Origin of the sequence: Pseudomonas sp. MWU318, from assembly GCF_016756945.1 — a bacterium.
Classification (GTDB): domain Bacteria; phylum Pseudomonadota; class Gammaproteobacteria; order Pseudomonadales; family Pseudomonadaceae; genus Aquipseudomonas; species Aquipseudomonas putida_A.
On the sequence record NZ_JAESJL010000008.1, the window covers coordinates 144,755 to 158,361 of the forward strand.

The window sequence follows — 13,607 nt, forward strand, 5'->3', positions numbered from 1 at the left end:
AATAAAACGCTTGAATTCCTACTTATCCACCGCCCGGGCATGCCCCGGCATAGGACGCCCCATGCCCACAGAAAACAAACCGGCCGAGCCGCTGCCGACATTGGCGACCGGCGCCGCGCTTGATGCTTCAACCTGGACCGACTTCGTTGAGCGCCTCCGCTATCACTGCAACGGCGCCGGCGTTAAATGGCACCACACAGCGGCCGCCATTTTCACTGTGCAGACCAAGCGATTCGATTACGGCTACGAAATCGACTACGCGGAAGGCCGAGTTGTCTGCCTGGAGGATTGGCGGTGGTTCAGTCCGAAAGAATACTGGGAAGACCTCGACGACGAGGAGCGTGCAGAAATCGACCAAGCTCTGATGGCTGATCGGGAATGCAGCTTTATGGATATGGACGAGGACGACCAGTGGGAATACCTCGCCGAGTGCGATGACCACACCGTCACCGGCTGGAACACGCGCTGGGAGATTGTGAACAGTCACTTCACCCGAGATGCTGCTGAGGCGTTCATTCGGCGCAAGCAGCATGACTACGGCGAGATGCGCGTCTACGTCGAATCGCAGTACTACGCCTGGGAGTTCGAAGCCATCAAGGAAGCGATCCTCGACGGCACGCTGACCTACACGCCGAAGGAGGCCGCATGAAGCGCATCTACCTCAGCGGTCCCATGACCAACATGCTGGACCTCAACTTCCCACTGTTCCATTCAACGGCCGCCAGCCTGCGCGCCGCCGGGCACAGCGTCATCAACCCGGCCGAGCTCAATCCAGACCCAGGCACCTGGAGCGAATGCATGCGCCGTGACATCAAAGCGCTAATGGAATGCGACACCGTGGCCACCCTGCCCGGCTGGCAGGATTCCCGCGGCGCCAGCCTGGAAGTGCACATCGGAAAGGAGCTCGGCATGAAGGTCGTGAATGCCCATGATCTGGTATCGATGGAGATTGCAGGATGAGCGAAATCACCAGAGGCGTGATCGGCATGCCACTTGAGATGGCGATGGAGAGCGAGTTATCGCGCCGACAGTTCCACAGCATTGCGCAGGACTTGCTTCGTGACTTCGACCGCGTCACCGCCGAGCGTGACGCCCTGCAGGAGCGCCTGAACGCAGCAGATCAGCGGATTGATGAGCTGACCGCGCTATTGCTCCGATCCAACGAGCTGTTCTATGCAATCCAGGGTGACCCGGGCGCGGTGCCGTCTTCCGCGATTGATGCGATGCGAGGCGAAGTGTTTACAGCACTCAAGAAAGCAGATGGCGTGGATGAGCACGATACCGCCGAGAAGTCCGCTCAGCCTTTCACCGAGCAGTTCCTCGAAGACCAGCTCGGCAAGATGCCTGAGTGCATCAAGGGGATGATCGAGGCCCGCGGCGGCAAGTTCGCCATCATGATCGACGAGGCGAACAGCCACTACGGGTGGACCTTCAAGCGACATCCAGATGGAATGTGGGTGTCAGGGCGCAAGGCCACCGATGCGGAAATGCAGGCGGCACGTCAGTACGCCAGGCACACAAACCAGCAGTAACTCCCTCCCCCTTCAAAGTCAGCCGCTATAGCGGCAAGGACGAGAAATGCCTATCGAGAAAATCGAAAAGGAGGCTGACCTCTGCGCGCTGTTCATCCAGGAGTTCAACGAGCTGCCCGGCTGGACGTGCTACCCCGAGGCCGCCGGCTTCGACGTGCTGGTCGTTCATGAAGACGGCCGGCAGATCGGCGTCGAGGCAAAGATGCAGCTGAACGCCAAGGTGGCTGATCAGATCCTGCCCTGCCGCGGCGACGAACTTTACGGGCGCGCTGGGCCGGATTACCGGCTGGTGATCGTGAGCAAAATCACCGACGCCAGCAAAGGCATCGTGAAGATGCTGGAACACCTTGGCGTGAGGGTGCTGATGCCGCGTTCGAGCTGGACGAGCCGCGGTGACTGCTTCACCTTCAGCCTCGCCCATTCCCTGCTGGAAGTGAGCGGCCACAAGCCGTTTTATGACTGGTACATGTTCGACTGGAACCCGCCCGAACGCTGCCAGGTGCCGGTGCTGGTCACAAACCTGCCTGCGGGTGTGCCCTCTCCTGTTCGCCTGACCCCGTGGAAGGAGTCAGCACTGAAGGTACTGGCCCAGCTCCGGCACCAAGGCTTCATCACCGCCAAACAGATCGCCAGCCACGGCATCGGCGTCACCGCATGGACACAGGCACCGGGAAGCAAACCGGCATGGCTGGCCAAGGGAGCCGTTCGCGGTACCTGGATCGAAACTGAACACATGCCGGCCTTCGACAAGCAGCACCCGGACGTCTACGCATTGGCCGTCGAAACCCTGGCCGCCACAGCGCCGGCCGAACTGGAGTTATCACAATGATCAATATCAAGGAACGTCCGATCCTGTTCTCGGCCCCAATGGTGCGCGCCATTCTGGATGGCAGGAAGACGGTCACGCGCCGACCGGTCAAAGGATTGTCGACCAGCTTCGCAGTGACAACCGCCGCTGACGAATCACCACTGAACAGCGTCTGCTGGAACGTCGGCGGCCCAATTATCCGCTGCCCATACGGCAAGCCCGGCGACCGGCTGTGGGTTCGCGAGAGCGGCATTTACAGCAAATTGCTCAGTCCAGAGGATCCTACTCAGCCAGGCACCTTCCGCCACGATGTCCCGAGAACGCCGGAGCTCGGTTATTGGTGGATTCAAAGTACCCGGGCGCCAGGTGCCAGCTACAGCGTGAACGGCAACCCACGCAGGGTTGATAAAGCGCGCGGGCAAAAAGCTGTGCCCTCCATCCACATGCCGCGCTGGGCCAGCCGCATCCTGCTGGAGATCACCGACGTCTGCGTCGAGCGGTTGCAGGACATCAGCGAGGAACAGGCCCAGGCAGAAGGCTGCTTCTTCACCGACTACGGCCGAAAGTGTGGCCATGGTGGCAAAGGATGGAGTGAGGTCGGCGACTGTCCAGCGCCTACAGAACATCACCCGCAGCGAGAAGGCTGGATGTGGGCCGAGACGACCAGTCACGAACAGTGCCTGGGTTCCGCCCGGAACGCTTTCGGCAATCTGTGGAACTCCACCGGCGGCGACTGGGGCGCCAACCCGTGGGTCTGGGTCGTCGAGTTCAAGAGGGTTCAGCCATGATCTTCGCCCCGCTCTACATGGCCTACCTGATCTACAGGGGGCCGTGGCGATGAACATTTATCGACACACCTTCGCAGCCGTCTGCCCGGCCGACGGCGAAACGATCATCTATCGCCTTGAGCTGCGCTCGACATCGATGATCCACGTCGAACACATCAAAACAGCGACAGCGCTGATCAAGCAGGGTTGGCATGAGCAGATCGCTGACAGCCTTTCCGAAACGCTCGGTGGCGATCAGACCATTATCGCCACGCACCAGGGCATCGAGATCGAGACATTGAGGCTCAGCGGATGATCCATTACCACGGCACGCCTATCGGCGGTAAGCGCGAGGACGCCGCTAAGTTCCTGGCCGGCCGGCACGCGCTGGTGCCGTTCCCACGCAAGGACGATCTCGGGATTGTCGCCGATGTGTGCAAATCATTTGTTTTCGATAACGGCGCATTCACAGTCTGGAAGAAAGGTGGTCAGGTAGACGTCGACGGCTACACACGCTGGGTCGAAGACTGGCACCGGCACCCTGGGTTCACTTGGGCGCTCATTCCGGACGTCATTGATGGCGACGAAGAGGCCAACGACGACCTTGTTCGGCAATGGCCAGAGGAACTTCGCGGGGTGCCAGTCTGGCACTTACACGAATCGATTGAGCGACTGCAGCGGTTGGCGAGGTGGTGGCGAACGGTGGCCCTCGGCAGTTCTGGACAATGGGCTGCGCCGGGCACCGTATCATGGTGGAAGCGGATGGGCGCCGCGATGGACGCTGTGTGTGACGAACACGGGCGGCCGGTGTGCCGACTCCATGGGCTGCGCATGCTCGACCCCGCGATCTTCCAGCACCTGCCCCTCGCTTCAGCCGACTCCACGAACGCCGCGGTAAACGGCGGCAGTATCAGCCGCTTCGGCATGTACGCCCCACCCACCGCCGGCCAGCGGGCCAACGTAATCGCCGACCGCATCGAATCGCACAACAGCTCGCCGATCTGGCAGCGCGAAACCCAGACCGAACTCGCGTTGTAACCCCTCCCCCAACTCAACAGCCTGCCGGTGTACGGCGGGCGAGGTATTCGTATGCGCGAAAAAGTAACCATCCAAGACCTGGAAGGCGCCGACCTGGCTCTGTGGGCTGCCCGAGCTCAGGGTGTCGAAGAAAGGAAGGGAATCAAGCTGTACGCCTCCGGCCCATGCCTTTACCGCGATACAGGCCCCGGCGGTGAACCCTTCCCTTTCCGACCTGACTCGAACCTCGGGGACTCAGCGATTTTGATCCAAGAGATGACGCAGGCAGGAATCTTGACCCTGTTCGGACATGGCGCGCAGTTCGAGGCTCAAGGATTCGGACACGTGGGATTTACGGGGACGCCTTCTGCGGCACTGACCCGCTGCTACATCGCGTGGAAACTCGGCCAAGACTTCACGGCCACTCCGACTAACTGATCACCACCTTCTGCCGCCACGCGCGGCATGGAGCATCACAATGAAAAAAGAGCTGATCAAGATCAGTGAATTCCAGCGCCGGCGCTGGGGTGAGAACGGTACACCACCCTGCCCCCAAGCGATCCGCAACTACATCCGCAACGGCCAGTTGCCCGGCGAGCAAATCGGCAAACTCTGGTACGTTGATTGGACAGCGTTCAGCCGGTCAGACGGCAATGATCTGGTCGCGATGGTATTGAAAGGAGCTGCATGATGGTCCCACGGCCGCGCAACAAGGCGAACAAGAGCCTACCGCAGAACCTGTATTTCGATTCGCGGCGCTCAACCTATCGCTACCGCCGGCCCACCGACGGTAAGTGGTTCCAGTTCGGCTCCGACCGGATCAAAGCGATCGACGCCGCGAAGCAGTTGAATCTGGAATTCATGCGCGGCGCTGACCTAGTAGGCGCCGTGATGGGCTGCACATCAGAATCGTTTGCCGGCTTCCTCGACGCATACGAACGCGACGTGCTGCCGCCGAGGGAACTGGCAAAAGGAACACTGGGCCTCTACGCCGTGCACTTCCGTCGCTTCCGGAAACAGTTCGAAGGCAAAGCCGTCGACCAGATCACGATCCGCATGGTCGCGGAGATGCTGGACGCCCTCACGCCGCGCACTGCCAACCAATGCCGAGCCCTGCTGATCGATATCTTCAATCACGCAGCGGCCAAAGGCCTGTGCCCGGACAACCCGGCGGCCAGCACCATCAACAGGATCGAGAAGAAGCAGCGCAAGCGACACACCGTCGGAGGCCTGAAGGCCATCCGGGAGAAGTCACCGTTCTGGTTGCAGAACGCAATCGACCTGGCACTGATTACCGCGCAGCGTCGGACGGACATCTTGAACATGCGGTTCGATGGTGTTCGGGAAGGGTTTTTGTATGTGGTTCAGCAGAAGACGGCCAAGGCTAGCGACGCGGCGTGGATCCGGTTCAAAGTGACCGAAGAGCTCCAGGCGGTGATCAGCCGTTGCCGGGATGACATCGTCTCACCGTACCTGATACACCGTCGGCCCGATCGCAAAAAGCAGAAGCAGGCGCAGACGAAGGAACACTGGACTCAGGTGGAAGAGCGATATTTGACGCGAGCCTTCAAAGAGGCCCGGGAAGCGGCAGGCTGTTACAAGGGATGGAAAGAAGAGGAAATGCCGGGCTTCCACGAAGTGCGAGCGCTATCGCTGCACCTGTATCAGAAAGCCGGGAAAGACGGTCAGAAGATCGCCGGCCACGCCAGCGAGACCATGACGAAGAACTACCAGAAAGACCACGCAGAAATCGTCTGGTCAGAGGCAATCCCTGACCTGAATATCAGCGAAATTACAGGGTAGTTTTGCGCAAGTTTTGCGCGGGTTTTGCGCAGGCACAAAAAAGCCGATCTATATGATCGGCTTAAGTGTCTGATTTTATTCAGGAAATATGGTCGGGACGGAGTGATTCGAACACTCGACCCCTAGCACCCCATGCTAGTGCGCTACCGGACTGCGCTACGCCCCGACTGGTTTGAAACCTGCCCTTCATCTCGAAGAGCGCTCAAGAATATATCGCAAGCTTTTGAAAACTGGAAGTATTCAAACGCAGCTTTTTATTTCTTGAGCACCACCAGCACATCTTCAAGCTCAGCGATCATCTGGCGGATCATTTGCTTGTATTGGGTGGTGTCGTCTTTGGCTTCATCACCGGACAAGCGCAGACGTGCACCGCCGATGGTGAACCCCTGATCGTAAAGGAGCGCGCGGATCTGCCGGATCATCAGCACGTCCTGGCGCTGATAATACCGGCGGTTTCCGCGGCGTTTGACGGGGTTGAGTTGAGGAAACTCCTGCTCCCAGTAGCGCAGCACGTGCGGTTTTACCGCACACAGCTCGCTGACTTCACCAATGGTGAAGTAGCGTTTGCCCGGGATGACGGGTAGTTCGTCGTTATGACTTGGTTCCAGCATAAGCCTCAACTCGGGCCTTCAACTTCTGCCCTGGACGAAAGGTGACCACACGGCGAGCCGTGATCGGGATTTCTTCCCCCGTTTTCGGGTTGCGGCCAGGCCGCTGGCGTTTGTCCCGAAGGTCGAAATTGCCGAAACCGGACAATTTGACCTGCTCGTTGTCTTCAAGAGCGTGCCTGATTTCCTCGAAAAACAGTTCAACCAATTCCTTAGCTTCCCGCTTGTTCAGGCCCAGCTCTTCATACAGACGTTCCGCCATCTCAGCTTTCGTCAAAGCCCCCATACGTCACTTCCTTAACGTGGCGTTCAACCTTTGTTCGAGCGAGGTGAGGATATTTTGCGTCGTCGAATTCACCTCATCGTCATTAAGAGTGCGCGATGGATGCTGCCAGGTCAAGCCAACTGCAAGGCTTTTTCTATCAGGATCAATACCTTTACCCTGATACACGTCAAACAGCCTGAGATCCGTGAGCCATTCGCCTGCATTTTCACGGATTACGTCCAGTACAGCCGAGGCCGCGACGTCTTTGTGCGCGATCAGTGCAAGGTCACGACGCACTTCAGGAAAACGCGACAACTCGTGGAATTGCGGCATTTTTCCGGAAGCGACTTCAGCCAGAACCAGCTCGAAGACGAAGACCGGACGATCCAGGCCCAAGGCTTTGGACAGCTCAGGGTGAATCGCACCGATAAAGCCGACTTCACGCCCGTCACGTTCGATGCGCGCGGTTTGACCCGGGTGCAGCGCCGGGTGTTTGCCCGGAGTGAAAGTGAAGGTATCCAGTGCACCGGCAAAGCCCAACACCGCTTCAACATCAGCTTTAACGTCGAAGAAATCGACGGTGTCGCGACCCTGCGCCCAACCTTCCGGCAGACGGCTGCCGCAAACAACACCAGACAGCATCGGTTCTTGCTTCAGACCTTCCAACTGACCGACGAAGCGCAGACCGCTTTCGAACAGACGCACGCGATCTTGCTGGCGGTTCAGATTATGCTGCAACGCCTTGACCAGGCCCGGCCACAGCGAGGAACGCATGGCAGCCATGTCATTGGAAATCGGGTTGGCCAGCAACAGCGGCTCAACGCCCGGATTGAACAGTTCGAACTGTTTCGGATCGATGAAGCTGTAAGTGATCGCTTCCTGATAACCACGAGCTACCAGCAGACGACGCAGTTCAGGCAATTCGCTGCGCGCTTCAGCTTTGGCTTGCGGCGCCAGACGCGCTTGCGGGTAACGAACTGGCAGACGGTTGTAGCCGTACAGACGCGCCAGCTCTTCGATCAGATCGACTTCCAGGCTGATATCAAAGCGATGGCTTGGCACTTCTACGCGCCACTGCCTTGCGCCGTCAGCGGAGATCTTCAGACCCAGCGCGCTGAGCAGACGCTCGACCTGCGCCGAATCCATTTCCATCCCCAGCATCTGGGTGATGCGCTGCGCACGCAGGGTGATCGGCGCGATCGACGGCAGGTGCTGCTCGCTGACGGTCTCGATGATCGGGCCGGCTTCGCCACCGGTGATTTCCAGCAGCAGGCCGGTGGCGCGCTCCATGGCTTCACGGGCCAGTTGCCAGTCCACGCCACGCTCGTAACGGTGCGACGCATCGGTGTGCAGGCCGTAGGAACGAGCCTTGCCCGCCACAGCGATCTGGTCGAAGAAGGCACTTTCCAGGAAAACGTCGCGAGTGGTTGCGGACACACCGCTGTGCTCGCCACCCATTACGCCGGCAATCGCCAGAGCGCGGGTGTGGTCGGCGATCACCAGCGTATCGCTACGCAGGCTGACTTCCTGACCGTCGAGCAGCACCAGTTTCTCGCCCTCTTCCGCCATGCGCACACGGATGCCACCATTGATTTCGGCGAGATCGAAGGCGTGAAGCGGCTGGCCCAGCTCGAGCATCACGTAGTTGGTGATGTCGACCGCGGCGTCGATGCTGCGCACATCGGCGCGGCGCAGACGTTCAACCATCCACAGCGGGGTTGGTTTGGACAGATCAACGTTACGGATGACACGACCCAGATAACGCGGGCAGGCGGCAGGCGCCAGCACTTCTACCGGACGCACTTCGTCGTGCACAGCCGGAATGGTCATGACCACCGGGCGAGCGACCGGCGTGTCGTACAGCGCACCCACTTCACGGGCCAGACCGGCCAGCGACAGGCAGTCGCCACGATTCGGGGTCAGGTCGACCTCGATGCTGGCGTCTTCCAGATCCAGATACACACGGAAATCTTCGCCCACCGGCGCATCGGCCGGCAGCTCCATCAGACCGTCGTTGCCTTCACCGACCTGCAGTTCGGCTTGCGAGCACAGCATGCCGTTGGACTCGACACCACGCAGCTTGGCCTTCTTGATCTTGAAGTCGCCCGGCAGTTCGGCACCGATCATGGCGAACGGAATCTTCAGGCCCGGACGCACGTTTGGCGCACCGCACACGACCTGGAAGGTTTCCGCGCCATTGCTGACCTGGCATACACGCAACTTGTCGGCATCAGGGTGCTGCTCGGTGCTCAGCACCTCGCCCACGACCACGCCGCTGAATACACCGGCGGCCGGGGTCACACTATCGACCTCCAGACCCGCCATCGACAGACGAGCAACCAGCTCGTCGCGACTTACCTGCGGGCTAACCCAGCCACGCAGCCATTGTTCACTGAATTTCATCCTGCTCTCCTAAGAATTCGTTACGACTAGCGAAATTGCGCGAGGAACCGCAAGTCGTTGTCGAAGAACAGACGCAAGTCGTTTACGCCGTAACGGAGCATGGCCAGACGCTCGACGCCCATGCCGAAGGCAAAGCCGGAGAACTCTTCCGGATCGATGCCGGACATGCGCAGCACGTTCGGGTGAACCATGCCGCAGCCCATGACTTCCAGCCAGCCGGTCTGCTTGCAGACGCGGCAGCCTTTACCGCTGCACATCACGCATTCCATGTCGACTTCAGCGGATGGCTCGGTGAACGGGAAGTAAGAAGGACGGAAACGGACGGCCAGCTCTTTTTCGAAGAACACCCGCAGGAATTCTTCGATGGTGCCTTTGAGATCGGCGAAATTGATGTCGCGATCAACCAGCAGGCCTTCGACCTGGTGGAACATCGGCGAATGGGTGATATCGGAGTCGCTGCGATACACACGGCCCGGGCAGACGATGCGGATCGGCGGTTGCTTGGACTCCATGGTGCGGACCTGTACCGGCGAGGTATGGGTGCGCAGCAACATGTTCGCATTGAAATAGAAGGTGTCATGCATCGACCGGGCCGGGTGGTGGCCTGGGATGTTGAGCGCTTCGAAATTGTGATAGTCGTCTTCGACCTCAGGGCCTTCGGCGATGCCGTAGCCGATGCGGGTGAAGAACTGCTCGACTCGTTCCAGAGTCCGGGTCACCGGATGCAGACCACCGGAGGTCTGGCCGCGGCCCGGCAACGTCACGTCAATGGATTCGGCAGACAGTTTGGCAGCCAGTTCGGCTTCTTCAAACAGAGCCATGCGCGCATTGAGAACGCCTGTGACACGTTCCTTGGCAACGTTGATCAGGGCGCCGACTTGCGGACGCTCTTCTGCCGGCAAATTCCCCAGGGTCTTCATCACCTGAGTCAATTCACCCTTTTTGCCAAGGTATTGAACCCGGATTTGCTCCAGGGCATTGATATCTTCAGCGCTTTGCACAGCCTCTAGTGCTTGAGAGACCAGCGCATCCAGGTTTTCCATGTACAGACTCCAGATACAAAATAGGGGAAGAGCTTGAAGGCTCTTCCCCTATTTATGACGTTTAACACCTGACCCCACAGAGGTGAGGCCGGGTGACTGTCGGGGGTACTTAAGCCAAGGTGGCTTTAGCTTTCTCGACAATCGCAGCAAACGCCGCTTTTTCGTTCACTGCCAGATCAGCCAGAACCTTACGGTCGATCTCGATGGACGCTTTTTTCAGGCCAGCGATGAAACGGCTGTAGGACAGACCGTTAACACGAGCACCAGCGTTGATACGAGCGATCCACAGAGCGCGGAACTGACGTTTTTTCTGACGACGGTCACGGTAGGCGTATTGGCCTGCCTTGATTACCGCTTGCTTGGCAACACGGAATACGCGGGAGCGTGCGCCGTAGTAGCCTTTAGCAAGTTTCAGAATTTTTTTGTGACGCTTACGGGCAATGACGCCACGCTTTACACGAGCCATGAGTTACTTCCTCTATTCTTGACTAAAATTAACGAAGGCGCAGCATGCGCTCGACTTTTGCCACGTCAGACGGATGCAGCAAGCTGCTACCGCGCAGTTGACGCTTACGCTTGGTCGACATTTTGGTCAGGATGTGGCTCTTGAAAGCGTGCTTGTGCTTGATACCGTTAGCAGTTTTCAGAAACCGCTTAGCAGCACCACTTTTGGTTTTCATTTTTGGCATGTTCGGATACTCCGCATTCAGTTGATAAACATAATCAGAAGGCCTGCCGTGCCCTGTTGATTACTTCTTCTTTTTCGGGGCGATGACCATGATCAGCTGGCGTCCTTCCATCTTAGGATGCTGTTCGACCGAACCGTACTCGAGCAGGTCAGCTTCAACCCGCTTGAGGAGTTCCATCCCCAGCTCCTGGTGGGCCATCTCACGGCCGCGGAATCGCAAGGATACCTTGGCCCTGTCCCCGTCACTCAGGAAACGTACCAGGTTGCGCAGTTTTACCTGGTAATCCCCTTCCTCCGTCCCTGGACGAAACTTGATTTCTTTTACCTGAATCTGCTTCTGGTTTTTCTTCGCTGCTGCAATCTGCTTCTTCTTCTCGAAGATCGATTTGCCGTAGTCCATCACCCGGCAAACCGGTGGGACTGCGTCAGCAGAGATTTCTACCAGATCAAGCTTTGCTTCTTCAGCAATACGAAGCGCTTCATCAATCGAGACGATGCCAATCTGCTCGCCATCAGCGCCAATTAACCGAACCTCGCGTGCCGAGATATTCTCGTTGATCGGGGCTTTCGGTGCAGCTCGTTTATCTTGTCTCATTTCACGCTTAATAATAATTACTCCGAATCTGGGCGACCACGCCGGGAAACCGCTTGCGCGAGAAACTCAGCGAACTGGGCGACGGGCATCGAGCCCAGGTCAGCACCTTCACGAGTACGCACAGCGACAGTCTGCATCTCGACTTCCTTATCTCCGATAACCAAAAGATAGGGAACCTTGAGCAAAGTATGCTCGCGGATTTTAAAGCCGATCTTTTCATTTCTCAAGTCAGACTTGGCACGAAATCCGCTTTCGTTGAGAGTTTTTTCTACTTCTGCAACAAAATCTGCCTGTTTATCAGTGATATTCATGATCACTGCCTGGGTTGGCGCCAGCCACGCAGGGAATGCACCTTCGTAATGCTCGATCAAAATCCCGACGAAACGCTCGAAGGAGCCGAGGATCGCGCGGTGCAGCATCACTGGGTGTTTGCGGCTGTTGTCTTCGGAGACGTATTCGGCGCCGAGACGGACAGGCAGGTTGAAATCGAGCTGCAAGGTACCACACTGCCAGACGCGACCGAGGCAATCTTTCAGCGAGAACTCGATTTTCGGACCGTAGAACGCACCTTCACCCGGCTGCAGATCGTACGGCAGGCCAGCGCTGTCAAGGGCTGCCGCCAGTGCCGCTTCGGCGCGATCCCACAGCTCGTCGGAACCTACACGTTTTTCCGGACGAGTGGACAGTTTCATCTCGACGTCGGTGAAGCCGAAGTCGCGGTAAACGTCCATGGTCAGCTTGATGAACGCAGCGGATTCGGCCTGCATCTGCTCTTCGGTGCAGAAAATGTGGGCGTCGTCCTGAGTGAACGCGCGCACGCGCATGATCCCGTGCAACGCACCCGACGGCTCGTTACGGTGGCACGCACCGAACTCGGCCAGACGCATCGGCAGCTCGCGGTAGCTCTTCAGGCCCTGGTTGAACACCTGCACGTGGCAGGGGCAGTTCATCGGTTTGATGGCGTAGTCGCGGCTTTCCGACTCAGTGGTGAACATGTTGTCGGCGTAGTTGGCCCAGTGCCCGGATTTCTCCCAGAGGCTGCGGTCAACCACTTGCGGGGTCTTGATCTCGAGGTAGCCGTTGTCACGCTGCACCTTGCGCATGTACTGCTCGAGCACTTGATACAGGGTCCAGCCGTTCGGGTGCCAGAACACCATGCCCGGCGCTTCTTCCTGGGTGTGGAACAGGCCCAGGCGCTTGCCGATCTTGCGGTGATCGCGCTTTTCCGCTTCTTCGATGCGCTGGATGTAAGCCGCCAGCTGCTTCTTGTCAGCCCAAGCTGTGCCGTAAACGCGCTGCAATTGCTCGTTCTTGGCATCGCCGCGCCAGTAGGCGCCGGACAACTTGGTCAGCTTGAAGGATTTCAGGAAGCGAGTGTTCGGCACGTGCGGGCCGCGGCACATGTCGACGTATTCTTCGTGGTAGTACAGGCCCATGGCCTGCTCGTTCGGCATGTCTTCGACCAGACGCAGCTTGTAGTCTTCGCCGCGGGCCTTGAACACTTCAATCACTTCGGCGCGCGGAGTGACTTTCTTGATGACGTCGTAATCCTTGTCGATCAGCTGATGCATGCGCTGTTCGATGGCGGCCATGTCGTCCGGCGTAAAAGGACGCTCGAAGGCGATGTCGTAATAGAAGCCTTCGTCGATGACCGGCCCGATGACCATTTTCGCAGTCGGGTACAGCTGCTTGACCGCGTGGCCAACCAGGTGCGCGCAAGAGTGGCGAATGATCTCCAGCCCCTCTTCATCCTTTGGCGTGATGATTTGCAGCGTCGCGTCGCTGTCGATGATGTCGCAGGCGTCGACCAGCTTGCCGTTGACCTTGCCGGCCACGGTGGCCTTGGCCAGGCCTGCACCAATGGATGCGGCGACCTCGGCTACGGAAACCGGGTGATCGAATGAACGTTGACTGCCGTCGGGAAGAGTAATAGTTGGCATGGCGCCTCCTCTCCTAGTGGTGACCCCTACCAAAGGTCACGTGGGTTGGGATGAGCCAGTACAAGATCCGATCCAGGCCATTCAATGACGAACGCCTGCCTTACAGCGGCAGGAGCCTTGCGGCCAACCGGAAAACCG

General features: G+C 58.6%; 18 protein-coding genes and 1 tRNA gene. 10 read left to right on the plus strand and 9 right to left on the minus strand.

All coding sequences use genetic code 11. The features are described 5' to 3' along the window. Positions 1-61: 61 nt before the first annotated feature. Genes JN524_RS19365 through JN524_RS19410 form a run of 10 tightly spaced genes read left to right on the plus strand, consistent with a single transcriptional unit; the run spans position 62 to position 5,927 of the window. Entirely contained in the window at positions 62-649 is a 588-nt protein-coding gene (locus tag JN524_RS19365) for a hypothetical protein (RefSeq protein ID WP_202370388.1), read from the plus strand. Then, positions 646-960 (plus strand): DUF4406 domain-containing protein, encoded by a 315-nt coding sequence (locus JN524_RS19370; protein WP_202370389.1) that lies wholly within the window; start codon positions 646-648, stop codon positions 958-960. The genes JN524_RS19365 and JN524_RS19370 overlap by 4 nt, the downstream gene beginning before the upstream one ends. Further along, a complete protein-coding gene (locus tag JN524_RS19375) occupies positions 957-1,532 on the plus strand; it encodes a hypothetical protein (RefSeq protein WP_202370496.1) in 576 nt (191 codons plus the stop codon). The genes JN524_RS19370 and JN524_RS19375 overlap by 4 nt, the downstream gene beginning before the upstream one ends. 46 nt (positions 1,533-1,578) lie before the next feature. Continuing rightward, positions 1,579-2,361 (plus strand): hypothetical protein, encoded by a 783-nt coding sequence (locus JN524_RS19380; RefSeq protein ID WP_202370390.1) that lies wholly within the window; start codon positions 1,579-1,581, stop codon positions 2,359-2,361. Further along, positions 2,358-3,128: a hypothetical protein gene (locus tag JN524_RS19385; protein ID WP_202370391.1), complete on the plus strand. Its 771-nt coding sequence runs from the start codon at positions 2,358-2,360 to the stop codon at positions 3,126-3,128. The genes JN524_RS19380 and JN524_RS19385 overlap by 4 nt, the downstream gene beginning before the upstream one ends. A 49-nt stretch (positions 3,129-3,177) precedes the next feature. Continuing rightward, the gene (locus tag JN524_RS19390; RefSeq protein WP_202370491.1) at positions 3,178-3,423 is read left to right on the plus strand and encodes a hypothetical protein; all 246 of its coding nucleotides are present in this window, start codon (positions 3,178-3,180) and stop codon (positions 3,421-3,423) included. Then, positions 3,420-4,145, plus strand: coding sequence for a hypothetical protein (locus tag JN524_RS19395; protein WP_202370392.1), 726 nt, complete (start codon positions 3,420-3,422; stop codon positions 4,143-4,145). Before JN524_RS19390 ends, JN524_RS19395 begins: the two co-directional genes overlap by 4 nt. Before the next feature lie 51 nt (positions 4,146-4,196). Further along, complete coding sequence (locus JN524_RS19400; protein ID WP_202370393.1) at positions 4,197-4,562, plus strand: hypothetical protein; 366 nt, start codon at positions 4,197-4,199, stop codon at positions 4,560-4,562. A gap of 40 nt (positions 4,563-4,602) precedes the next feature. After that, the gene (locus JN524_RS19405; RefSeq protein WP_202370394.1) at positions 4,603-4,815 is read left to right on the plus strand and encodes a hypothetical protein; all 213 of its coding nucleotides are present in this window, start codon (positions 4,603-4,605) and stop codon (positions 4,813-4,815) included. Further along, complete coding sequence (locus JN524_RS19410; protein WP_202370492.1) at positions 4,815-5,927, plus strand: tyrosine-type recombinase/integrase; 1,113 nt, start codon at positions 4,815-4,817, stop codon at positions 5,925-5,927. The genes JN524_RS19405 and JN524_RS19410 overlap by 1 nt, the downstream gene beginning before the upstream one ends. 89 nt (positions 5,928-6,016) lie before the next feature. Here the strand turns inward: JN524_RS19410 and JN524_RS19415 are convergent. The 9 genes from JN524_RS19415 to thrS form a co-directional block, all read right to left on the minus strand. Beyond that, positions 6,017-6,093: transfer RNA gene (locus tag JN524_RS19415), tRNA-Pro, on the minus strand. An 88-nt stretch (positions 6,094-6,181) separates the two neighbouring features. Then, complete coding sequence (locus JN524_RS19420) at positions 6,182-6,538, minus strand: MerR family transcriptional regulator (RefSeq protein WP_003179985.1); 357 nt, start codon at positions 6,536-6,538, stop codon at positions 6,182-6,184. Beyond that, positions 6,519-6,821, minus strand: a complete 303-nt coding sequence (gene ihfA, locus JN524_RS19425; protein ID WP_002553164.1) for an integration host factor subunit alpha — start codon at positions 6,819-6,821, stop codon at positions 6,519-6,521. The genes JN524_RS19420 and ihfA overlap by 20 nt, the downstream gene beginning before the upstream one ends. Before the next feature lie 3 nt (positions 6,822-6,824). Then, positions 6,825-9,203 carry a phenylalanine--tRNA ligase subunit beta gene (pheT, locus tag JN524_RS19430; RefSeq protein WP_202370395.1) on the minus strand — a complete coding sequence of 793 codons (2,379 nt, stop codon included), beginning with the start codon at positions 9,201-9,203 and terminating at the stop codon, positions 6,825-6,827. 26 nt (positions 9,204-9,229) lie between these two features. Continuing rightward, the gene (gene pheS, locus JN524_RS19435) at positions 9,230-10,246 is read right to left on the minus strand and encodes a phenylalanine--tRNA ligase subunit alpha (protein WP_003226365.1); all 1,017 of its coding nucleotides are present in this window, start codon (positions 10,244-10,246) and stop codon (positions 9,230-9,232) included. A 109-nt stretch (positions 10,247-10,355) separates the two neighbouring features. Next, entirely contained in the window at positions 10,356-10,712 is a 357-nt protein-coding gene (gene rplT, locus JN524_RS19440; RefSeq protein WP_002553161.1) for a 50S ribosomal protein L20, read from the minus strand. Positions 10,713-10,740: 28 nt separating this feature from the next. Further along, positions 10,741-10,935 (minus strand): 50S ribosomal protein L35, encoded by a 195-nt coding sequence (rpmI, locus tag JN524_RS19445; RefSeq protein ID WP_002553160.1) that lies wholly within the window; start codon positions 10,933-10,935, stop codon positions 10,741-10,743. A gap of 60 nt (positions 10,936-10,995) precedes the next feature. Further along, positions 10,996-11,547: a translation initiation factor IF-3 gene (gene infC / locus JN524_RS19450; RefSeq protein ID WP_170929410.1), complete on the minus strand. Its 552-nt coding sequence runs from the start codon at positions 11,545-11,547 to the stop codon at positions 10,996-10,998. Continuing rightward, positions 11,547-13,469 (minus strand): threonine--tRNA ligase, encoded by a 1,923-nt coding sequence (gene thrS, locus JN524_RS19455; RefSeq protein WP_003226368.1) that lies wholly within the window; start codon positions 13,467-13,469, stop codon positions 11,547-11,549. Before thrS ends, infC begins: the two co-directional genes overlap by 1 nt. Positions 13,470-13,607: the final 138 nt, after the last annotated feature.